14 protein-coding genes are annotated in these 22,743 nt (G+C 69.1%); 6 read left to right on the forward strand and 8 right to left on the reverse strand.

The window, feature by feature from the left end; all coding sequences use genetic code 11:
* Positions 1-11: 11 nt before the first annotated feature.
* Together DB31_RS14425 and DB31_RS14430 are read right to left on the reverse strand one after the other, a co-directional pair.
* Positions 12-1,436: an MBOAT family O-acyltransferase gene (locus DB31_RS14425; protein ID WP_044187698.1), complete on the reverse strand. Its 1,425-nt coding sequence runs from the start codon at positions 1,434-1,436 to the stop codon at positions 12-14.
* 1 nt (position 1,437) lies between these two features.
* Positions 1,438-4,383 carry a GDSL-type esterase/lipase family protein gene (locus DB31_RS14430; RefSeq protein ID WP_063769228.1) on the reverse strand — a complete coding sequence of 982 codons (2,946 nt, stop codon included), beginning with the start codon at positions 4,381-4,383 and terminating at the stop codon, positions 1,438-1,440.
* 122 nt (positions 4,384-4,505) lie between these two features.
* Here DB31_RS14430 and DB31_RS14435 point away from each other — a divergent pair, with 122 nt between their 5' ends.
* Positions 4,506-5,570: a mannose-1-phosphate guanylyltransferase gene (locus tag DB31_RS14435; RefSeq protein ID WP_044187701.1), complete on the forward strand. Its 1,065-nt coding sequence runs from the start codon at positions 4,506-4,508 to the stop codon at positions 5,568-5,570.
* 48 nt (positions 5,571-5,618) lie between these two features.
* Here DB31_RS14435 and DB31_RS14440 read toward each other — a convergent pair whose 3' ends face one another.
* From DB31_RS14440 to DB31_RS14450, 3 genes are all read right to left on the reverse strand, one after another.
* The gene (locus DB31_RS14440; protein ID WP_044187704.1) at positions 5,619-7,175 is read right to left on the reverse strand and encodes a right-handed parallel beta-helix repeat-containing protein; all 1,557 of its coding nucleotides are present in this window, start codon (positions 7,173-7,175) and stop codon (positions 5,619-5,621) included.
* Between the two features lie 94 nt (positions 7,176-7,269).
* Positions 7,270-8,127 carry a hypothetical protein gene (locus tag DB31_RS49610; protein ID WP_169787046.1) on the reverse strand — a complete coding sequence of 286 codons (858 nt, stop codon included), beginning with the start codon at positions 8,125-8,127 and terminating at the stop codon, positions 7,270-7,272.
* A 144-nt stretch (positions 8,128-8,271) separates the two neighbouring features.
* The gene (locus DB31_RS14450) at positions 8,272-10,050 is read right to left on the reverse strand and encodes an arginine--tRNA ligase (protein WP_044187709.1); all 1,779 of its coding nucleotides are present in this window, start codon (positions 10,048-10,050) and stop codon (positions 8,272-8,274) included.
* A gap of 148 nt (positions 10,051-10,198) precedes the next feature.
* On the opposite strand from DB31_RS14450, the gene rdgC reads away from it, so the two are divergent.
* The 3 genes from rdgC to DB31_RS14465 all read left to right on the forward strand — a co-directional run bounded on the left by rdgC (position 10,199) and on the right by DB31_RS14465 (position 13,583).
* Positions 10,199-10,840 (forward strand): recombination-associated protein RdgC, encoded by a 642-nt coding sequence (gene rdgC / locus DB31_RS14455; RefSeq protein ID WP_044188106.1) that lies wholly within the window; start codon positions 10,199-10,201, stop codon positions 10,838-10,840.
* Positions 10,827-11,501 carry a hypothetical protein gene (locus DB31_RS14460; RefSeq protein WP_205628509.1) on the forward strand — a complete coding sequence of 225 codons (675 nt, stop codon included), beginning with the start codon at positions 10,827-10,829 and terminating at the stop codon, positions 11,499-11,501. Before rdgC ends, DB31_RS14460 begins: the two co-directional genes overlap by 14 nt.
* Positions 11,502-11,807: 306 nt before the next feature.
* Positions 11,808-13,583, forward strand: a complete 1,776-nt coding sequence (locus tag DB31_RS14465) for a serine/threonine-protein kinase (RefSeq protein ID WP_063769231.1) — start codon at positions 11,808-11,810, stop codon at positions 13,581-13,583.
* Here DB31_RS14465 and DB31_RS14470 read toward each other — a convergent pair.
* Positions 13,580-14,215, reverse strand: a complete 636-nt coding sequence (locus DB31_RS14470) for a DUF2378 family protein (RefSeq protein ID WP_044187712.1) — start codon at positions 14,213-14,215, stop codon at positions 13,580-13,582. The two genes, DB31_RS14465 and DB31_RS14470, sit on opposite strands and share 4 nt — an antisense overlap.
* Before the next feature lie 315 nt (positions 14,216-14,530).
* Here DB31_RS14470 and DB31_RS14475 point away from each other — a divergent pair, with 315 nt between their 5' ends.
* On the forward strand, positions 14,531-16,237 hold the full coding sequence (locus DB31_RS14475; protein WP_044187715.1) for a CotH kinase family protein: 1,707 nt from the start codon (positions 14,531-14,533) through the stop codon (positions 16,235-16,237).
* 78 nt (positions 16,238-16,315) lie between these two features.
* Here the strand turns inward: DB31_RS14475 and DB31_RS14480 are convergent, their stop codons facing one another.
* Complete coding sequence (locus tag DB31_RS14480; protein WP_083968286.1) at positions 16,316-18,607, reverse strand: RCC1-like domain-containing protein; 2,292 nt, start codon at positions 18,605-18,607, stop codon at positions 16,316-16,318.
* Positions 18,608-18,810: 203 nt separating this feature from the next.
* Positions 18,811-21,045 (reverse strand): RCC1 domain-containing protein, encoded by a 2,235-nt coding sequence (locus DB31_RS14485; RefSeq protein WP_052419960.1) that lies wholly within the window; start codon positions 21,043-21,045, stop codon positions 18,811-18,813.
* Positions 21,046-21,372: 327 nt separating this feature from the next.
* On the opposite strand from DB31_RS14485, the gene DB31_RS14490 reads away from it, so the two are divergent.
* Positions 21,373-22,743 carry a phosphomannomutase/phosphoglucomutase gene (locus DB31_RS14490; RefSeq protein WP_044187718.1) on the forward strand — a complete coding sequence of 457 codons (1,371 nt, stop codon included), beginning with the start codon at positions 21,373-21,375 and terminating at the stop codon, positions 22,741-22,743.

A 22,743-nucleotide genomic window follows, 5' to 3' on the forward strand; every position in this document is an offset into this window, starting at 1 on the left:
GCGCCCGCGCCTCAGAACTGCAGGTAGACGTACGGCCGGGCCTCGACCGAGGCCAGGTGGCGGATGCCCAAGCCGATTCCCACCAGCACCACCGCGCGCACCGGAACGGGCAGACGTACGAAGAGCGTCCCCCCGAGCTCGTAGAGCTTCATCGGCAGCGCGTGGCTTACCACCGCAACGGCGAGCATGATCCACACCAGCATGCTCACGTTGGCCAGCCCCGGGATGAACAAGAGCATGCGCTCGTAGAACTCGGCCGCGTGCGTCATGTCCGGTGCCCGGAACACCACGCGCGTCAGCACCACCAGCGTGAACGTGAAGAGCATCCCCACGCCCGCGCGGAGCCAGCTCACCGACTCCTTCTCCGGCCGTCCGCCTCGGATCCACCACCACGTGCGGGTGATGCACAGGCCCACGCCGTGCACGGCACCCCACACCGCAAAGCGCCAGTCCGCCCCGTGCCACAGGCCGCCCAGCACCATCACCGTCATCAGGTTGAACAGCACCCGTGGCTTCGAGGCCCGGTTGCCGCCCAGCGGAATGTAGAGGTAGTCCCGCAGCCAGCTCGACAGGCTCATGTGCCAGCGGTTCCAGAACTCGAAGAGGTTCTTCGCCAGGTACGGCCGCGCGAAGTTCTCTGGGAACTCGAAGCCCAGCAGTGCCGCCGCGCCAATCGCGATGTCCGAGTACCCCGAGAAGTCGAAGTACAGCTCGAACGTGTAGGCCACTGCCGCCATCGCGCACTCGGCCGAGGTGTACGCCGCGGGGTCTCCGAAGACCGGGTCTACCAGCCCGCTCCCCAGCACGTCCGCGATCACCATCTTCTTCACCAGGCCCACCGCGATCCGGTACATCGCCCGGCCGCCCTGCTCGGTCGTCAGCGTGGGCACGTCGTTGAAGCGATCCAGCAGCGCCGAGGCCCTCACGATGGGCCCCGAGACGACGCGCGGGAAGAAGAGCAGGTAGAGCAGGTGCTCCAGGTAGCTGTGCTCCGCGCTCGCCTTGCCGCGGTACACGTCCACCACGTAGCTGATCGCCTGGAAGCACAGGAACGACAGACCGATGGGCAGGATCAGCCCGAAGGGCTCCTGGCGCACCTCGATGCCCCAGGGCGCCAGCAGCGACCGCGCCGTCTCGCGGAACAGCTCCGCGTACTTGAACGTGGCCAGCATGCCCAGGTTCGACACCACCGACGCCGTCACCAGCAGCTTGCGCAGCCGGGAAGACTGCGTCCGCGCCAGTCCCCGGACAATGAGGTGGTCCACCGCCGCGCCCCAGAAGAAGACCAGGACCGGCAGCGGTGTCCACACCGTATAGAAGTAGAGGCTCGAGACGAGCAGCACGCCCAGGCGCGCCACTCGGTGGCGGTGCACCGCCCAGTACAGCGCGAAGACCAGGGCCAGGAAGGCCAGATAGGAGATGCTGGTGGACGGCATGTCAGCCTCCCTCCGCGTTTCGCGCGACCGGCGCTGGCATCGAAGGGGCCGCGGAGGCGCGGGCCTGAGGCATCGGCGCGGACTCCGTCTCAGGGTGGAGTAGCTGCATCGGAGCCTGGCCCTGCGTCGGACCGGGGGCGGGAGGCGTAGGGCCGGTCTCCGGAGCGCCCTGCTTCGGCGTGGGCGCCTGGGTTGGCACCTGGCCCGGATCCGGCGCCTGCACCTGCTCGCGGGGCGCCAATTTGTAGGCCTCGTAGGCGGAGAGCAGGTCCTTCATGAAGGAGGCGGCCAGTTGCTCGTAGCCAGGCTGTGTCAGGTGCGTGCCGTCCTCGTGGCCCAGGGCCGGCTCAGCGCGCTGCCAGCGCAGCATGGAGCGCTCACCGCCCATCGCCGCCCGGGCGGACCAGTAGGCACAGCCCGCCTCGTGGGCCACCGCCGGGAGCGTGGTGAGCACCCGTCCCAGCGCGCTCGCCTCCGTCCAGCGCCCATTCGCGTCCTGCATCAGCCGGTCCGTTGGGCCGATGAGCAGGCACTCCGCGCCCGTGGAGGCGCGCAGCCGTGAGAGCAGGGCCACGTACTCTTTGTGCCATGCCTCCGGGTCGAGATCGGGCAGGCCCGCCTCGTTGGTTCCGTACCAGAGCACGAGCAACTGCGGCTTGCGCGACGTGAGCTGCTTCTCCAGCGCCGCTGGCTCTTCGCGGCTGAGCGTGAACGCCGTACTGCCAGGAAGGCCGGCGGAGTCGAAGGTGACGCCGGGCTGCTCGAAGTCCAGAGCTGCGCCGAGCACCGTGATGGGACCTCCTCCTGCGTTCGTGACTTCAATCGAGTGCGCCGGGCCCGTGACAGGGAAGTGGCGGATGCGCACCGTGGCGGCAGTGACAGCCTCGGGCGGTGGCTCCTCGGCGGGGACTGCCTCGCCGTCGACCTTCACCTCCAGCTTCCCGGCTCCCGGCGCGTCCAGCCAGTACAGGGACAGCTGCGCCTTGGGCACCTTCGCGTCCTGGCAACCCTCGCAGAACGTCATGCGCAGCGAGGCCCCAGGCGCTCCCACCGCTCGGATGCCCGTGAGTCCCCAAGCCTCGCCAGGCTGGGCCTCGGGCTGCATCGCGTCCAGCACCTGCCACTCGCCCGTCAGCTCGCGCGACACTTGCGCCGCCGCCAGCCGCTGGGAGGACTTGCCCGCCGCGATGAAGCCTCGCCCGCCGTCTCCGAACTTCTTGGTGAAGGTGCCACGGGCCGCGTCCGTGAAGAAGTGCGCCGCCGTGTGAGACGCGCCCAGCTGGACGATGCCCAGCCGCTCCGTGCTCTTCTTCTCCTCCAGCGCCCGCAGCCTCGCGAAGGTGCCCTTCAGCGCGGTGCTGCCCTCGATGAGCCCCGGCGGATCGTCCACCATGAGCAGCGGCTCGTGCTCCTTGGCATACGCACGCTGGAGCGCGAAGTCGAACAGGTGGCCCAGCAGGTCCGAGCCCCGGGCCCTCGGGTGCACCAGGTCCTCATTGAGCAGTCCCGTCGAAAGCCACTGGATCGAAGCGCCCTCGCCACCCATCGCCGTCAGCGCGTCCCAGAAGGCACAGCCGCCCTCGCGCGCCACCTCGCGGAAGATGTCTCCCACTTCCTTCGAGCCCCGGCGCGGCACGAGCTCGCCACCCATCGTTCGCACCGCCGCGTCGATCGGTGCCATCAACAGGCACGCCGCCTCCGGCACCGACTCGCGCACCTGCTTCACCAGCTCCGTCGCCTGGCTGCGGATCTCCTCGGGGGTGATGCGGTTGCGCGAGATGTAGAAGGCCTCGTTGCCGCCCACCATCAGCACCACCAGCGACGGCTTGCGGTGGCGCAGCTGCGACCGGAAGGCGCCCTTCTGCGCTCGGAGGAAGACCTCCGCCGTCGCGCCCGGCAGGCCGATGGTGTCGTACACCACGCCCGGCTTGCCCGTCTCCAGCGAGACACCGTGCAGCTCCACCTTCCCATACGTCTGCAGCGAGAGCGTCTTCGTGCCCTCGGGCAGCGCGAAGCGCGAGAACGCCACGCCCGGTAGCTCGAAGCGCGTCTGCAGGCGCTGCAGCGGCTTGCCGTCCGCGCTGAACTGCACCGAGCCGCCATCCGGCTTCGTCTGGAAGAACAGCTCCGCGAAGCGCGCGCCCTCGGCCGGGAAGCGCACGCTCGGATTGCCCGTGCCCGCAGACGCGAACGCCACGCCCGTGTAGCCCAGCTTGTCCTTGGGATAGTTCCGGTCGATGAGCCGGCTGATCTGCCAGCCCTCGCTCGCCGTGCCCGTGCGCACCGAGCGCCCCGCGCCCGTGGGCCGGTCCACCCAGAGGAACCCCTTGCCGCCCGAGCCGTGGCGCTCCTGCAGCCGCGCCCGGATCATGTCCGTGATGTGGTCCGAGGCAATCAGCGAGTCGCCCAGGTGCACCACCCTCACGGGTTGCTTCCGCCGGTCCTCGCGCAGCTCGTTCAAGGCCGTGAAGAACGGGGCCAGTCCGCTCTCCTCGCACCCGTTGGCCCCCATGCGCCGGCAGCCCAGCTCGATGTCCACGTGCTGCGAGCCCATCTTCTCGCGCAGCGTCTCCAGCGACAGCGCCCGGGCCCGCGTGAGCGTGGTCAGCCCCTCCAGGTCCGACGGCGGCGCCGTGGCCGCGGTGGGGGACTCCTCCTCAACGGTGGGCGTCTCCTCCTCGGGAACCGCGGGCTCCTCGGAAGGCGGCTGGGTGGGTACTCCCGCCAGCGCATCATCCTTGATAGGACCTGACGAGCCCTTTCCCATCAGGGACTTGGGCAGCAACAGCTCCGCCAACCGTGGCGCCAGCGGTGCGTCCTTGCGCAAGGTAGGGATGGGACGAAAGGCCTCCGGCAGCGGCGCGAGGGAGAGTCCGAGCGCGAGCGCCGCCGTGAGGACGATTGTCCATCCCGTGGTTTTGGCCTTGGGGTCCAACTTGCCGAGCATGAGACTGGCTTTTTAGGGCCGGGTCAAAACTCTGATCACGGGTGTCCCGGTTGGGGGGCAGACAGGCACACAGGCGGTGAAGCTGCCGCCCGCATCTCCAAGAGGCTATGGTGCGCCGCCTCATGGCTCTCTACCCCGTCATCATGGCCGGCGGCTCTGGCACCCGGTTCTGGCCCCTGTCCCGCCAAGCCCGTCCCAAGCAGTTCCTTCCTTTGGCCTCGAAGTATCCCCTGATCACCGACACGGCGGCCCGCCTCAAGGGGTTGGCCTCGATGAAGAACCTCTTCATCGTCTGCGGCCCCCTCCATGCCAAGGCCGCCTCCAAGCTCGTGAAAGGCCTGCCGAAGCAGAACCTCCTGGTAGAGCCGGTGGCCCGCAACACCGCCCCGGCCATCGCGCTCGCCACGGTGCAGGTGGCCGCCCGGGACCCGAAGGGAATCCTCATCGTCCTGCCATCGGACCACCACGTGGCCAACCCGGAGGGGTTCCGGCAGACGCTCGCGGAGGCTGCCCGGGTCGCCGAGGCCGGCCACATCGTCACCCTGGGCATCAAGCCCCACCGCCCCGAGACGGGCTACGGCTACATCCAGCTCGGCGAGCCCCTGGAGGGCGGCGGCCGCAAGGTGAAGGCCTTCAAGGAGAAGCCGGACCTGGAGACGGCCCGGGGCTACGTGGACTCCGGTGAGTTTCTCTGGAATGGCGGCATCTTCGTCTTCCGCGCGGACGTGATGCTGGAGGCCTTCGCCAAGCACATGCCCGAGATGAAGAAGGGCCTGGAGGCCCTGCGGGCGGCGGCGGGCAAGCGCACCTTCTCCTCGGTGCTCAAGCGCGTCTTCCCGAAGCTGCCCTCCATCTCCATCGACTACGGCGTCATGGAGAAGGCCGAGAACATCGCCGTGCTGCCCGGGGACTTCGGCTGGTCGGACGTGGGCTCCTTCTCCGCCATCCCCGAGGTGCGCCCCGCGGACGCGCGCGGCAACGTCATCTCTGGCCCCGAGTCCATCGTCGTGGACTGCGATGGGTGCGTGGTCCTCGGGGACAAGCGCCCGCTGGCCGTGGTGGGCATGAAGGATGTGGTGGTGGTGGACGCGGGTGATGCGGTGCTCGTGGTCCCCAAGGACAAGAGCCAGGACGTGCGCAAGGTCGTCGAGGCCCTCAAGGCGGGCAAGCGCCAGAAGTTCCTGTAGGCGCTTGCCCGAAGCTCGTCGTCCGGCGCTCCCGGTCCGGAGCGCGGCTCACGGCTGCAAGTCGGTGCCCTGCTCCGTGCCGACCAGCAGCCGCCACACGTCCAGCCGCTCCGGGCCGGAGAGCGGGAGGGCCTCTCCGATGAACACGTGGTGGTAGTCCGCGAAGGCGCCGCGGAACTTCTCCTGGATGCCATCCATGGACAGGGCGCCGTTGCGGCCGTAGTGGTTCTCTCGCATGACGAGCCCCGGGCGGTACGACTCGCGCCCGAGCCGCAGGAGCACCGGCTGCAGGATGCTGGGCTTCACGCGGTTGTGGCGGACCGTCAGCCCATTCACCACGATGCCATCGGCCGCCAGCATCAGCCCGTAGCTGGCCGTGCGCTCCACCACGTTGTCGACCACCTGTACGTTCTGGCCGCCCGCCACGCGGATGCCCTGGCCGTTGTGCAGCGGGAAGTTGCGAATGTCCTGGATGGTGTTGCCCTCCAGCCGGATGTTCCGCGGGGCCGCCTCCTGGCTCAGCACCGAGATGCCTCGGCCCGCCCGGGAGATGTCATTGCCCTGGATGAGCACGTCCCGAGCGCCCCGCGAGATGAGCACCGCCTCGCCGGCCGACGAGCCCACGGCGCGGATGCTCACGTTGGGGAAGCCGTACATCTGGTTATCGCGCACGGTGACGCCGTAGCACTGCTTGATGTCCACCCCGTTCTCGCCGTTGTCGTGCAGCTCGTTGCCCTGGACGAGCAGGGTCTCCGCCGGAGCCGAGCCCGCCTGGCACTGCACCGAGTCCCCCGAGTTGTGGTGGATGTTGTTGTTCTGGATGGTGATGTTGCGCGACGGGCCCACCACGACGATGCCGTGCGAGTCATCCGCCGGCTTGATGAAGTGGTGGATGAGGTTGTCCTCGATGGTCACGTTCCGGGCGCCCTGGACGATGATGCCCGCTCCGGCTCGACCATCGCGCAGCTCGCTGTGGGCCAGGCGCGAGCCGTCCGCGCCCACGTGGAAGACGATGGCGGCCATGGGCGCCTCGTCCACGTCCAGGTGCAGGTTCTCCAGGTTCCAGTTCCCGCGCACGAAGATGAGCGAGCCTGGGGCCCGGTTGGCGGGCTTGAGGGTGGGTCGTGCCGTGCCCTCGCCGCGAATGGTGACGGGAGCGGCGCCCGAGCCCCGGGACTCCAGGACCAGCGTCTCCGAGTACGTCCCCGCCATGACGCGAATGACATCGCCCGCCCGCGCGAGCGAGGTCGCCCGTGCGATGGTGCGCAGCGGCAGCGCCTGCGTGCCCAAGCCCACGTCCGAGCCCTTCATGCTCACGTACCAGCTGCGCGAGGTATTCTGCGAACCCCCTGAGCCGCCGTTCGCCGGAGGAGCTTCATCGGACGGGGCCTGCGGAGACTGGCTCTGCGGCGGCGGCGGGCTCTCCTGAGCGGGGGGGCTCGTGGGAGACTGCACCCCGGAGCCGGCCTGCGCCCCCAGGTCCGACGGATCCTGGGTGAACCGTTGCTCCATCAACAGCGAAGGCTCACAGGCACTGAGGAGCAACCCCGTGAGTACGCCGCATGCCCCCTGGAAGGTGCGTCCGCTGCTTTCCCTACGTTTCATGCTTGTCCCCTCGCCCCCCAGCCCTATTGAGGCGGGCCGAAAATCGACACGACCCGCTTGGTCAACAAGGGGACTGCCCTGGGGAGAAGTGGGATCAGGTGCCCGCGCACTGTCTGCGGCGGGACAGCCAGAGCGCCACGGCCACCCACGCGGCGGGGGCAAGCAAGGGAGCAGCCGAGCACCCCTTGGATTCATCACCTGGGCCGGAGCACTCGGGCACATTGGTCACCTGGACCTGGAGGGTCTCGGTGGCAGGGCCCAGGTTTCCGGCGGCGTCACGGGCTCTGAGGCGGACGTTGAAGCGCCCCGTGCCGTGGGAGGGCAGGGCCGCGACACAGATGCCACCGGGAGCGAGGGAGACCTGGAGCTTGCCGTTGGTGAGGATGGCGCTCGGTGCTCCCATCATGGTGGGCTTGCTGTTCAGGTCCGGCTCGGTATCCGCCGAGCTGATCCAGATGTCGTAGCCGAGCTCGCCGCGCGGCGTGCGGTCATCCGTGGGCGAGGGGAACTCGATGGAGACGTCTCCGATGGAATCCTTGCCGGTGCGCGCCACCATCACGGTGGGCTCGGAGATGGCGGAGGGCGGCGTGGTGTCGGGTCCACCCGCGACAGACACCGTATACGACTCGGAATCTGTAGCGAGCGTGTAGCTCCCTTCGGGCAGCGGGGCCGAGGGCGTGACCAGAACGCCTCCTCTCTCGTCGGCGTCCGCAGTGATGGTGCTGGGGATCTCCTGGCCCATGGAGCCGCGCAGCGCGACCTGGGTGGCGTCGATCCGATAGCCCTGGCTTGCGTGCGCGACGATGGCCGGGTTGGAGGGGAGAGGTGGGGCTTGGTACTTCGGGTAGATGCGCACGATGGGGAGAGGGGACTCGGCGGACGCGGCTTGTGCGGCCAGCAGCACGGCGAGGCACGGCAGGCGAAGGGCAGGGGCGAGCTTTCTTAGGAGCATGCCCAACGCGGTAGCAGGGGCTGTGCCACCTTCACGGCTCGCGGGCTGGCAGAGGCGCTCATGTGGATGCGCGCTGGGGAGCGCCCCTGCCACCTGTGTCGGAGGCTCGCGGATTTCTGAGTCAGCGAGTCCTCCAGAGCAGCCTCACTCCTCCTCGGGCGGGGCCTCCATGTAGTCCGGCGCGTGGATGCCCAGCAGTGCGAACGCGCTCTTCAGCGTCTGCTTCAGCGCCGCCACCAGCGCCAGACGGCCCTGCGTCTTCTCCACATCCGTGCTGATGATCGGGTCCGACTTGTAGCGCGTGTAGTAGCTGTGGAAGTCGGTGATGAGCTCCTGGCAGAAGTACAGCACGTGGTGCGGCTCCAGCCGCTCCGCCGCGCTCGCCACCACGTCCGGCAGCTGGCTCATCTTCTTCAGCATCGCCAGCTCCTCAGGCAGCGTCAGCCGCGCCAGCTGCGCCTCCGTCACCTGAGCCACCCCGACGAACGGCTGACCCTTCTCCGCCGCCTTCTTCAGGATGCTCGCGCACCGCGCGTGGCCGTACTGGAAGTAGAAGACCGGGTTCTCCTTCGATTGCTCCTTCACCTTGTCCAGGTCGAAGTCGAAGCGCGAGTTCGCCGTCTTCATGAGGAACAGGAACCGGCACACGTCCGGCCCCGCCTCGTCGATGAGGTCCTCCAGCTCGAACACCGTGCCCTTGCGCTTGCTGACCTTCACCTCCTCGCCGCCCCGGGTGATGCGGACGATCTGCACCAGCAGGAACTCGAGCTTCTTCGGATCCAGCCCCAGCAGCGTGACACCCGCCTTGATGCGCGGCGTGTGGCCCGCATGGTCCGCGCCGAGCACGTCGATGATCCGGTCGAAGCCGCGCTCGTACTTCTCCTTGTGGTACGCGAGGTCCGCCGTCAGGTACACCGGCGTGCCGTCGTGCCGCAGGATGACCCGGTCCTCGTCATCCCCGTGCTGGCTCGTCTGCAGGAACAGGCCGCCCTTCTGCCGATCCGCGTAGTGGGCCGCCTTGCTCTCCTCGTTCCGGACCTTCTCGGTGTCGCGCCGGGCCTCGGTCGCCTCGTACGTCACCCCGCGCTGCTTGTACTCCTCAGCGACGGCCTTCACCTTGCCCGCCGCGTGCAGCGAGGCCTCGCTGAAGAACACGTCGTGCCGGATGTTCGCTTTCTCCAGGCTCACCTTGATGTTCTTCAGGTTCTCCCGCACCGCCACCGCGATGGCCGGTGCCAGCCACTCGGACTCCGACGCCTTCAGGTACTTGTCCCCCACCTCGTCCCGCCACGTCTTCGCGATGTCGATGACGTACTCGGCCGGGTACTCGCCCTCGACCAGCTGCACCTGCTCGCCAAAGAGCTGCCGGTAGCGCTTGTGCACCGTCCGCCCCAGCGTCTCCACCTGCTTGCCGTAGTCATTGATGTAGAACTCGCGCGTCACGTCGTGCCCGGCCGCGTCCAGCAGCCGCGACACCGCGTCGCCCATGAAGGCTCCGCGCGCATGGCCGATGTGCACCGGCCCCGTCGGGTTCGCCGAGACGAACTCCACCATCACCCGCTTGCCCGTCGACTTGGCCACCCGGCGCCCGAACGTGTCCCCGGCTTGCAGCACCTCGCGCGCCACGTCCTGGATGACCTTCTGCTTCAGCGTGAAGTTCAGGAAGCCCGGGCCCGCCACCTCCACCTTCTCGACGATGCCCTCCTGGTCCACCAGCCCCTTCACGAGGGCGTTGGCGATGTCGCGGGGCGGCTTGCCCTCTGGCTTGTTGAGCAACAGGGCCACGTTCACCGCCCAGTCGCCGTGGGCCGGGTTCTTGGGCGGCTCCACCGTGTAGTGGGGCGCCTGCTCCAGCTTGAGCGTGCCGGCCGCCTTCAGCGCCGCGAGCGTTGCATCGATGAGTGCGAAGACCTTCTGCCGCATGGGGATTTCTTCTCCGAGAACAAGCCTAAAGACGGTGCAATGTAGGCAGTTTTGACACGGGGTTCACGGCTTCCGTGAAGCTTCTGGCGCCTGCCGTACTCCAGGTACCTTGACGGAGGCATTCGCCCTCCTCATTCTGCCGCGCCTCATGCCCGTCCTGCGTGGAGCTGTCACCTTCTCCCGCTTCCTCGTCGAGCCCGACAAGGAAGCCCCCGCGGACCTCAAGCGCTCGCTCTCCCGCGCGCTCAAGGCCCGTGCCTTCGCCCCCATTGATCGCCGCGCCGAGGAAGAGCGCGCCACCGGCTTCGTGGAGCTCGAGAACTCCGACGGTACCGAGTTCGCCGCTGGCAGCATCTTCTATGGTGAGTACGCCCTGTTCGCCTGGCGCGTCGACACCATCAAGATCCCCGGCCCCGTCCTCAAGGCCGAGGTGGAGAAGTGGGCCGCCGCCTTCGAGAAGGAGAAGGGCCGTCCCCCCAGCCGCGGCGAGAAGAACGAGAACAAGTCCTCCGTGCGCCAGCTGCTCCGCAACCGCGCCGTGCCCCTCACCAAGGTGCACGACATCAGCTGGAACCTGAAGACCCAGCAGCTGCAGATCTGGGCCGCCTCGCGCAAGGCCGTGGAGGAGGCGATGGCCGGTGTGGAGACCGCCTTCAAGGTGAAGCTCATCCCGCTCGTGCCGGCCGCCGTGGCGCAGCGCACGGGCATCGACGATTCGGCCTTGGGGCCCACCGCCGAGCTGATCGGCATGGAGCTGAAGGCGGAGGAGGTGAGCCATGGGGAAGCGTGAGCAGGCCCGGGAGGAGGCCGCCTTCATGCGCGGCGATGTCGGCGTCGACGGAGGCGCCACCGAGGAGAAGAAGGACACCGCCGAGGTGGAGCGCGACAAGGCCCGCGAGGCGCTTCTGCGCGGCAAGGCGTACCTGGGCCGCGAGTTCCTCACCTGGCTGCTGTGGCGCTCGGAGTCCGGCGACCCCATCACCGAGTTTGAGAAGTTGGGACTCACCGTCCTCTTCACCGGCCGCGTGGTGCTCAAAGGCGTCAGTGGCGATGTGACGGAGCTGTCCGCCCGTGGCGCCATGGCCCCGTACTCGGAGCAGGTGCGGCATTCGCTGGACCGGGGACTGCTCGTCCACCAGGCCCGGATGCTCCTCACCCACGGCGAGAAGGCCTATGAGGTGACGCTGGATGCCGAGTTCCTCGACGTCCGCGCCGCCAAGCTCCCGGAGCTGATGAGCGAGGAGGATGACTCGCGCACCTCCGAGCGCCTCTTCCTGGCCGAGCAGCTCTCCGCGCTGATCCACGCCCTGGTCGAGGCCTTCATCGCCGTGCGCGCGGGCAAGGCCTGGAGCAAGCAGATCGTCCCCGCCATGAAGGAGTGGATGCGCGGCGAGGAGGGCACCCGGAAGCAGACCACCCTCCAGCGCGCCGCCAACGTCCGGAAGCGGTAGCTCTTCTCGCCCCACGGGGCTGAATCGTGGCGGGCGGGTGATCACCGCTGATCATCCACCCTGCCCCAGCCACCTGGGAAAAGCCGTAAGTCCTGGAGTCTCTTTTCAGGGCGCCCCCGTAAGAATGACAGCCGCCGCGCCCCGGTTTCGCGGGCGCACTCGCTGCTTCGCGGGGTTCGAACGTCCGCCAGCCCACGCCTGGGCTCTGCACGAAGGTTGCAACACTCCCCGGTGCAGAAGTCCCGAGGGGCCCACGTGGGGGTGGCGTCGATGGGGTGCGTTCGAGCCCGAGAAGAGGTGGAGTCCATGGTTGGCCAGCGTCACGGTCCCCTCATTCTGGAGCGCATGCTGGGTGTCGGCGCCATCGGCTCCGTGTACCTCGCCATGCATCCGGCGACCGGTAAGCGGTTCGCCCTGAGGCTCCTCCATCCGCATCTGGCGGCCAATCCCGTGGTGCGCTCGCGCTTTCTCGTCGAGGCCCAGGCCGCCAGCCGCGTCATCCACCGCAACGTCGCGCGCGTGCTGGATGTGCGCGTGGGGCCCGCGGACCTGCCCACGCTCCTCATGGAGTACGTGGAGGGAGAGCGCCTGTCCTTCATGCCCGTGCCGTTCTCGCCCACCGAAGTGATGAGCCTGCTCATCCAGGTGCTCGAGGGGCTCGAGGCCGCGCACGCCCGCGGCGTGGTGCACTGCGATCTCAAGCCGGACAACCTCATCCTCACGCGCGACACGCACGGCGAGCGGCAGGTGCAGGTGCTCGACTTCGGCATGGCCAGTGTCCTGGCCTCGTGCTTCTCGCAGGAGGAGATTGCCTCGGGCGTCGTCCTGGGCTCGCCCGCGTACATGGCGCCCGAGCAGTGGGTGACCACCGCCGCGGACACCCGGATGGATGTGTATGCGCTGGGCGTCATCGGCTACCGGTTGCTCACCGGGCGCCTGCCCTTCGGCCGTGGCCGCCTGGGCGAGGTGCGCCTCCAGGAGCAGGAGGCCCGGCCGCCCGCGCCGCACACCCTGGACTCGCGCATCTCCAAGGTGCTCTCGCTGGTCATCATGCAGGCGATTGCCTGGCGCCCGGAGGACCGCTTCCCGAGCTCCCGTGACTTCCAGCTCGCGCTCATCCAGGCCCAGCGCCACATTCCCAAGCCGACGCTCACGCTGCAGCCCGTCGCGCCGCGCACCCAGGAGCCCGCGGGCCTGCAGGTGCGCGTGGCGGGCCTCGGGAGCTCCGAGCCCCGCGCCGTGCAGGCCAGCGACGTCACCAGCGAGGGCCTCTTCATCGCCTACGAGGGGGCGCCGCCTCCGCTCGCGGCGCGGCTGGCCCTGGAGCTGTCCTTCCACGGGAAGACGCTGCCGGCTGCCGGGGACGTGGTGCGCCATGTGTCCCAGGACGAGGCCCGCGCCTGGAGCGTCTCCGCGGGCTTCTTCCTCCACTTCGTCGAGCCCTCACCGGAGCTGAGCGCCCTGGTGGCCCAGGTGCGCGCCAACAACGGCGAGCCGCCCCCGGATCCCGAGCTGGCTCAGCTGCTCTCGCGCACCGCGGCGCTCGGCAAGGATCCCTACATCTTCCTGGGGCTGCCGGACTCGGCCAGCTTCGATGAGGTGCGTCAGCGCGCGGAGACGGCGCTGCGCCGCGTGGAAGTCTTCTGGAGCCGTCCGCTTCCGGCGAACCAGCGGCGGGATCTGGAGATGCTGCGCGCCCGGGTGGATGCGGCCCGGCGCACGCTGGGAGATCCGCTCACGCGCGCCAGCTACGACGCCACCAAGGGCAACGCGCACGGCATCGCCCGCTGCATCCTCGCAGGGCTCTCGGACGAGGCGGTGGGACCCATCCGCCGGGCGTTCCTCGACGCGCGGCCGGGCTCCGAGGCTCGCGCGCGCTCGCTCTTCATCCAGGCCCGGAGCCTGGAGGCGCAGCACGCCCTGCAGCAGGCGGTGGATTGCTACGGCCAGGCGCTGGCGCTGGATCCGTTGCACCTGGCCGCCCAGCGCCACTACTGGGCGCTGCGCCGGCATCTGCGCCCCATGACCATCTCGGTCCCTACAATCAACCCCGGGAGGAGCCCCGAGGCGGTGCCGCGCTAGCCCCACGTCACCTCGTACTCGCTGTCCAGAGGTCCAATCGAGCGGGAGCGCACCTGCGGGTGCTTTCCCGTGCTGACCTCCATCACCGCGAGGATGACGCCCTCGGTGTGGGGCAGGGGGAGGAAGTCGCGCTTGAAGGTGAGCAGGGCGCTCTTGTCCCCGGTCACCGTCATCTTCCGCTCGCCGAAGTTCACCGAGGCGCGGTAGGCGGCGGGGATGTTGCCCAGCAGCCGGTGAGGAGCACCTCCTGACAGCGAGACCAGCGTCTTGCCCGCCATGGAGTGCACGAAGTCCTGCACCGTGGCCATGCCCAGCCGGCGCGAGCACTTCTCCACGTTGTTGCCGAGCAGGGGCGCCAGCACGAGGGTCGCCGCATGGGCCAGCCGGAGGAAGTCCGTGGCCGGGTAGGTGGCGAAGCTGATGAAGCCCCGCTGGAAGCGTTTGTCCATCAACAGCTGCTGGCAGTGCTTCAGGCCTGACTCGCCGGCCTCCCTCTTCACGAGGTTGAAGAGGCTGGTGAAGAACAACCCCCGGAAGTTGTCCTCGGGAGAGGGCAAGGAGAGGTAGCGCGTGTAGAGGGACTCCCCTCCTTCAGAGGAGGGAGGTTTCACCGAAACGGGGGGCGTGTTCATGTGAGGGCGGGGAAGCTCGGGGCTTCAGTATAGCTTCCAACCTGCTGGGTTGGATAGTGGACTCGAGATACACCCTGAGGGCCCCGTGTTCCAGGGGCAGGTAAAGTGTTTCCCTGTGCGGTGCTGTCGGCTTCCTCGAAACCATGCGAAGCCCGCGCCAACACGGTGGCTCAGTGTTTGCTCTGGGCCCTCGGTATGAGAAAGCCGTTGCTGGTATGGGGGGCATTGCTCCTGGGGGCATGTGGGGGCGCCACGGGGAAGCCATCGTCTGCCCCGCAGACCGTTCTGCAAGAGAAGCCCGCAGGCACTCCCGGTGTGGGCCCGACGCAGCCGCCCGAGGCGGGAGGTCCCGACACAGGGACACCTCCGCTGGATCCCGGGCCTCCGGATGCAGGCCCTCTGGAGCCGCTGCCCGCGCCGGACGGGGGCACACTGGCGTCGCCTGCCTGGCCAGCGCTGCAGACTTCGATTCCGACCTTGGCGCTCACCGTCACGCCCGAGCACCTGCAGGCGCTCGAAGCGAACGTGGAGGCTCGGGACTACGGGGTGCCCGCCCAGTTCACCTACCAGGGCCGTACGTGGGCGGTGGAGCTGCGCTACCGGGGCCGCTCGACGCGCGCCGAGCCGAAGAAGCCGTACTCGGTGCGCTTCCCCAAGGACGATCGCTTCCTCAACGGCGTGAAGCGGCTGGAACTGCTCGCGGCATATAAGGATGCGGGCTACTTGACGGAGAAGCTCTGGTACGACGTGGCGGCCAGCGTGGGGTTGAAGGTGCCGCGCACCCACTACGTGCACCTCTCGCTCAATGGCCAGTACCAGGGCATCTACACGGAGATTGAAGACCTGGAGAAGGCCTTCCTCCGCGCGCATGACCTGGATGACGACAGCGACATCTACCGCTGCGGCATGCAGGACTGCGAGCTGCGCCCGCCGCCTCGCGAGGCGTATATGGAGGACTGGGACAAGCGCACCAACGAGGATCAGCCGTGGGATGGGTTGTGGAACTTCATCGACGGCATCAACCGCACGCCTCCCCACGCGTTCCGCGCCTTCGCCGAGAAGGAGGTGGCGCTGGACGACTACCTCACGTGGATGGTGCTCGACACCTTCATCTCCAATGATTACCAGGTCGACTCGCGCAGCTTCCTCGTCTACGAGCGCGAGCAGCGGCAGTGGATCTACGTCCCGTGGGACTTGAACAACGCCCTGTCGCTCTACAGCCGCAAGCACGACGTGCGGCAGGGCGTCTCGGATCGCGTCTCTCGGCCGCTGTTCGGGTTCACCGCGTATGACCCGTACGTGTACGACCTGGCGGAGTGGCGCCGGAGCTGGGGCGAGTTGGACATGAAGCCGGCGTGGAGCACGCTCACCACGCGCATCCTGGATGATGAGGTGCTGCGTGCCCGCTACGTCGCTCGCCTGAGGATGCTGCTGGACACCTGGCTCACCGAGGAGAACCTGTCCCGGCGCATCCACGCGATGCACCAGCTGCTGAGGCCCTTCATTCTCCCCAGCGCGCAGGGGCAGACGCTGGACCCCTTCGTGAGCCCGGAGCACGCGGCCCGGAGCCCCGAGTTCCTCCGCAACTTCGTGCGCGAGCGCCGCAAGTGGCTGCTGGCCCACATCGCCGACATCGAATCCCTGGGCAGCGGGCCGCTCGTCATCGACCGCGTGGGACGGGAGGCCTCGGGCGCGTGGTGGGTGCAGCTCTACAACCGCGGGAACACGCCCGTGTCACTCGACGGTCTGTACCTGTCCGGCTTCACCCGCGTGCCCACGCAGTCGCTCTTGCCTGCCACCACCGTGGCGCCGCAGGGCTTCGTGACGCTGCGGCAGGGGAGCGCGGACGCCGCGGGGCGGCTCAGTGCGGAGATCAACGCGCAGCGGCCCGAGCTGTCCCTGTTCGCAGCGGATGGGCGCACGCCCGTGGATCTGCTCTGGCTGGCGCCGCTCGCTCCGGGCGAGGCCTACGGACGGCAGCCTCGCGGCGCGGAGACGTTCGGTCCTCAAGCGGGACCATGAGTTGAAACCCTCGCCAGCCCTGGAGGAGGCAGTGGCCCGCCGTCTCGCCCCGGCGGGCCACTGCTTTTGGAGGCGGGCTCAGGGCTCCGCGTGGCAGTGGTGCTCGCGGAAACCTTCCGCGGCGCTCAGGTCCTTGAGCTTGCACGGCAGCTTCACGCGCACGGGCCGCAGGTGCACGGACAACTCGCCATTGCCGATGTTGCCGAGGCTGTTGCTTCCCCAGGCCATCAGCCTGCCATTCTCGCGCAGTGCGTACACGGTGAAGGAATCGGCGGCCAGCGCCACCCCGCCGCTCAGCCCCGGCACTTGTGCCAGCTCATACGAGGTGGCCTCCTCGGTGGGGAAGCCTCGCTCGCTGTAGAGGTTGCTGCCGAAGTTCCAGACCGTGCCGTCGGCGCGGAGGATCTGGATCGAAGAGGCGCTGGCCACCAGGTCCACCGCGCCCGTGATGGCCTCGAAGGCTTCATCAGGGTACACCGCGAAAAACGGGCTGACGTTCCACTGGCGCGCGGTGCCGTCCGCGCGCAGTGCGATGAGGCCCGTGTACATCACGACCACCTTCACCGCGTTGGACAGCCCCGGCGCCGGCTCGGGTGGGCGCGGCATCATGTCGCCGGAGTACCAGGCGAGCATGGTACTGCCCCACTGCCACACGGTGCCGTCGCTCGTGATGGCCGCCGAGAAGTCCAGTCCGGCGGCGATGGAGGAGACGCCCTGGAGCCCTTGCACCTGCACGGGCACGGGCGAGTCGTACAGCTCCAGCGCCACGTTTCCGAGCTGGCCGAAGTAGTTGGCGCCCCAGGCCCAGACGGTGCCGTCACGCTTGAGCGCCAGCGAGTGGAAGTCCCCCGCGGCCACCGCGACCACGTCGCTCAGGCCCTGCACCTGCACGGGCGTGTCCTGGCCGGCGTCAAACGTCCCCTGGCCCAACTGCCCCCGGAAGTTATCGCCCCAGGCCCAGACGGTGCCGTCCTGGAGCGCCACCACCGAGTGGAACGCGCCCGCCGCGATGGCCACGGCGTGCGAGAGCCCCTGCACCCGCTCGGGGGTTGCGCGGGTGATGAGGGTCCCGTCCGTGATCTCCTGGCCCCACCGCCACACCGAGCCGTCCTGGCGGATCGCCACCGCATGGGCGGAGTTGCTGGCCATGGCGCGCACGTCCCTCAGGTCCACCCGGGTGGGTGTTGCTTGGCGGTCCGAGCCCGTGCCCATGGCGCCCAGTTGGTTGTGGCCCCAGGTGTACACCGAGCCATCCCTGCGCAGCGCCAGGCTGTGGACGGAATCCGCGGCGGCCGCGATCACCCCCTCCAGGCCCGGCACCGGCTCGGGCAGGCCTGTGGGGCTCTCGGTGCCCCGGCCGAGCTGTCCCGAGTGGTTGGTGCCCCAGGCCCAGAGGCTGCCATCCCGGCGCAGCGCCAGGGCGTGGCTATGCCCTGCCGCCACGGACACTACCTGCGTCAGCCCCGGCACCGGCGCGGGCGTGGCCCGGTAGGTGCTCTGGGTCCCATCCCCGAGCTGGCCGGAGAAGTTGGCGCCCCAGGCCCAGACGGAGCCGTCGGTGCGCACCGCGTACGAGGTGGCGAATCGCGTGTCGATGGCCACCACGTCCGTCAGCCCCGGCACCTGGACGGGCGACAGCCGCTGCGTCCGCGTCCCATCCCCGAGCTGGCCGTAGCTGTTGGTGCCCCAGGCCCAGACGGTGCCGTCAGCGCGCAGCGCCAGCGAGTGGCTGCTTCCCGCCGCCACCGCCACGATCTGGCTGAGCCCTGGGATGGGCGTGGCCAGGAGGCGCCGCGTGGTGGTCCCATCTCCGAGCTGGCCATAGCTGTTGGAGCCCCAGGCCCAGACGGAGCCATCGCGGCGGGCCGCCAGGGAGTGGGTGTCCCCCGCGACGATCGCCACCACCTCCGTGAGACCCTTCACCTTGACGCGCTCAAACCCGGTGAGCGTCGTGCCATCCCCGAGCTGGCCCACGTTATTGATCCCCCAGGCCATCACGGTGCCGTCCTCGAGGAGGATCAGCGAGTGCCCGCCCCCAGACGCCGAGGAGGCCGAGACGGCCTCTGTCATTCTCGGCATCCGGACAGGGAGGCCGGTTCCCAGTTGGATCTCCGGCCACGTGCCGAGATCCCGCCCGAGGCCGTTACCCCAGACCCAGACATCCCCGCTCGGGCTCACGGCCACGGAACGATAGCTGTTTGTCGCAAGGAGCCGCCGCGCGGCCCGGTGCTGCCGCTCCGCCAGCGTGCCCTGCTCCAGCGGCTCTGGCTCCAGTGGCGCCTCGGCTCGGGCGCTCCAGCCCAGCACGAGGCTGAGCCCCAGCATCAACTGCCACAGCAACTCCCGTTTGAATCTCAGGGTGTGTCTCATGTGTGAACGGCCTCCGGGTGAAGGGGGACTTGCGGCAACACGCCTCCCGCGCGAGGCGGACGCCTCGGGAGGAAGGGGTGGAACGGGGTGGGAAGGGGACAGGAGGAAGTGGCCCGCCGTCTCGCCACGGCGGGCCACTTCCTCGGGTGCTGGCTCGGGCCTCAGCGCGGTGGAGCGCGAACACCCTCGCCAGTGCTCAGGCCCTAGTACCTGCGCGGCAGTAGGACGCGCTCGGGCCGGAGGTGCATGGGCGACGTGCCGTCACCCAGGGTGCCGTAACGGTTGCTCCCCCAGGCCATCAGCGTGCCGTTCGCGCGCAGCGCGTACACGGTGGCCGACTCAGAGGACAGCGACACCACGTTCCTCAGCCCCGGCACCTGTTTCACCTCGAGGGAGTAGAGGTCCGTGGAGGGGAACCCGCGCTCACCGTAGGTATTCCCGCCGATGTTCCACACGGAGCCATCCGCGCGGAGGATCTGCGTCGTGTTGGAGCTGGCCACCACATCCACCGCGTCCGTGAGGCCTTCGAGGGCCATCGGGGGGAACACCCAGTCCGGAGGGCCCAGGTACCACTGCCACACGGTGCCGTCCGTGCTCAGCGCGGTGATGCCGGAGAAGAACACGCTCACCTTGATCACATCGGAGAACCCCTCCACCGGCGCGGCCGGGTGCGGCAGCATGTCGGTCCAGAACCAGGTGCCCATGTCACTGCCCCACTGCCACACGGTGCCGTCGTTCCTCACCGCCACCGAGAGGTCCATGTGGGCGTGGATGGACGCCACGCCGTCCAGCCGCTGCACCTTCGCGGGCTGCGGCTGGTCGTCCAGCGTCAGGTCTCCGAGCTGGCTGTAGTGGTTGGCGCCCCAGGCCCACACGGTGCCGTCGCGCTTGAGCGCCAACGAGTGGAACTCGCCCGCGGCCACGGCCACCACGTTCTCCAGGCCCGGCACCCGCGCGGGGGTGTCCCGGCGTCCGCCCAGCGTGCCGTCCCCGAGCTGGCCGCGGGAGTTGTCACCCCAGGCCCACACGCGGCCGTCCTGGCCCAGCACCAGCGAGTGCCAGGTGCCCGCCGCGATGCCCACGGCCCGCGACAGCTCGCGCACCCGGGCGGGCTTGGGCTGAATGCTGCCGCCCCAGCCCTGCTCGCTGCCCCACGTCCACACCGAGCCATCTGCCCGGAGCGCCAGCGTGTGGAAGAAGGAGGAGGAGAGGGTGCGCACGTCCTTCAGCTCCACCGGCGCGGGCGAGGGCCGGGCGTGGGTGCCCGTGCCCATGGCGCCCTCGGTGTTGTGCCCCCAGGCGAACACGGAGCCATCCTTGCGCAGCGCCAGCGAGTGGTAGGTGGCTGCGGCCAGCGCCACCGCGTTCAGCCCGCGCACCGGCTGGGGCAGGCCCGTGCCGCCCTGCTCCCCGTTGCCCAGCTGGCCGAAGGAGTTGTCACCCCAGGCCCACACGCTGCCATCCCGACGCAGCGCCAGCGCATGCTGGTAGCCCGCCGCCACGGATACCACCTGCGTTAGCCCCGGCACCGGCCCGGGCGTGGCCCGGAAGGAGTCCTCCGAGCCGCCCCCGAGCTCTCCGGACTGGTTGTTGCCCCAGGCCCACACGGAGCCGTCCGCGCGCACGGCGTACGAGGTGGCGTGGTGCGTCGCGATGGCTACCACGTTCGTCAGCCCCACCACCGGCACGGGCCGGAGCTGCTGCTGCTGCGTCCCATCCCCCAGCTGGCCAAAGAAGTTATGGCCCCAGGCCCACACGGTGCCGTCGGCGCGCAGCGCCAGCGAGTGCAGGTTGCCGGCCGCCACGGCCACGAACTGGGTCAGCCCGTCTACCTGCCAGGGCTTGGGGCGCCGGCTGTCATAGCCCCGGCTCCCATCCCCAATCTGGCCGTAGTAGTTGCCACCCCACGTCCAGACGGAGCCGTCCCGCAACACGGCCATGGAGTGCATGTTGCCCGCGGAGACACTCACCGCGTTCGCCAGCCCCGTCACCGCGACGCGCCCGTCCCGGTTGCTCGTCGTGCCGTCTCCAAGCTCGCCATAGGAGTTGCTCCCCCAGGACACCACTCCGCCGTTCTGCAGCAGGGCCAGCGAGTGGCCGCCCGAGGAGTCCGCGGCGACGGAGACGGCCCCCGTCAGGCCGGGGATCCGCGCCGGCAGTCCGTTGCCGAGCTGTTGCTCCGGCCACGTGCCCAGCCGCTGCGCCGGGCCCGTGCCCCAGGCCCAGACTTCACCGTCCTCGCTCACCACCAGGCCGTGCTGAGTGGACGCGGCGAGCCGCTGCCGCGCGGCCCGTTGCTGCCGCTCCAGCCGTGTGCCCTGCGCCAGCTGCTCCGGCTCCAGCAGCGCCTCGGCCCGGGCGCTCCAGCCCAGGAGGAGGCTGAGCCCCATCATCAGCTTCCACAACGTCTCCAGCGCGAACCACGTCGAGCGTGTCATGCCCGAAGCCCTTTCTTGCGAGTGGCGGACTTGCGGCAACACGAAGCCCCTGCGAGACGAGCGCCTCGCTGAGAAACCTTCCGTGACTGCCATGTGCCGTGTGGGCAGCGCACAAAGCAGCCGACGTGCCAGCGGCCCGGTTCGCGCCGGATTCCCGGATTCCGGTGACTTGGCGGGGGAGCGCACTCCGGGAGTGACAAAACGCTGTGTCACCGGTGACCAAACGCGGCCAGCGGTGGCGCTTACCCCTCTGCCTCCGCTTGTGTAGAGTCCGCCGCCTTTCGGTAGGGCACCTCTCCCACCTGGGGGGAGGGCAAGGACGCACCTGTGAATACCCACATCTTCCGCGAGTACGACATTCGGGGCCTGGTCGATAAGGATCTCACCGTCGAGGTGGTGGAGCTGCTCGGCAAGGGCCTGGGCACCATCATCCGCCGCCAGCACGGGCGCTCCATTGTCGTCGGCCGCGACTGCCGCGAGTCGTCCACCCGCTTCCGCGATGCGCTCGCTCAGGGCCTCACCTCCACCGGCCTCAACGTGCTGGATGTGGGCGTGGTGCCTACTCCGCTGACGTACTTCGCGGCGAACACGCTGCCGGTGGACGGGCTGGCGATGATTACGGGCAGCCACAACCCGCCGGAGTACAACGGGTTCAAGATTGGGGCGGGGAAGACGACCTTCCACAGCCACGAGATTCAGGCGCTGCGGAAGCTCATCGAGGCGCGCGACTTCGAGAAGAGCGACAAGCCGGGCACCGTCACCCCGTTCGACATCATCACCCCGTACAACCACTTCGTGTTGCAGACGGTCAAAGTGGGGCGCACGGGGATGCGCATCGTCATTGATGCGGGCAACGGCACGGGCGGCGCGGTGGCGGTGCCGCTGTTCCGGGCCATGGGCTTCGACGTGGTGCCGCTGTTCTGCGAGATGGACGCCACGTTCCCCAACCACCACCCGGACCCCACGGTGGTGGAGAACCTCGAGGACCTCATCGAGGCGGTGAAGCGCGAGAAGGCCGAGGTGGGCATCGCCTACGACGGCGACAGCGACCGCATCGGCGTCATCGACGACCAGGGGAACATCCTCTGGGGCGACCAGCTGATGGTCCTCTTCAGCCGGTACGTGCTGAAGGAGAGCCCGGGGGCGGCCATCGTCGGCGAGGTGAAGTGCAGCTACACCTTATATGACGACATCGCCAAGCACGGCGGCAAGCCGGTGATGTGGAAGGCGGGGCACTCGCTCATCAAGGCGAAGATGAAGGAGACGCACGCGGAGCTGGCCGGGGAGATGAGCGGCCACATCTTCTTCAAGAACCGCTACTTCGGCTTTGATGACGCGGTGTACTCGTCCGCGCGCCTGCTGGAGATCCTCACGCACGAGCCCAAGAAGCTCAGCGAGCTGCTGTCGGACGTGCCGAAGACGTACGCCTCGCCCGAGCTGCGCGTGGACACCAAGGAGGAGAAGAAGTTCGAGCTCGTGCGCCGCTGCACGGAGACGCTGCGGGCCGCGGGCCACCAGATCATCGACGTGGACGGCGTGCGCGTGACGTTCCCGGACGGGTGGGGCCTCATCCGCGCGTCCAACACCCAGCCCATCCTGGTGCTGCGCTTCGAGGCCAACACCCCCGAGCGCCTCAAGGAGATCCAGCACCTCATCGAGGGCACGGTCGAGCAGATGAAGCGTGAGGTGGGAGGCTAG

Origin of the sequence: Hyalangium minutum (assembly GCF_000737315.1) — a bacterium.
Taxonomy (GTDB): domain Bacteria; phylum Myxococcota; class Myxococcia; order Myxococcales; family Myxococcaceae; genus Hyalangium; species Hyalangium minutum.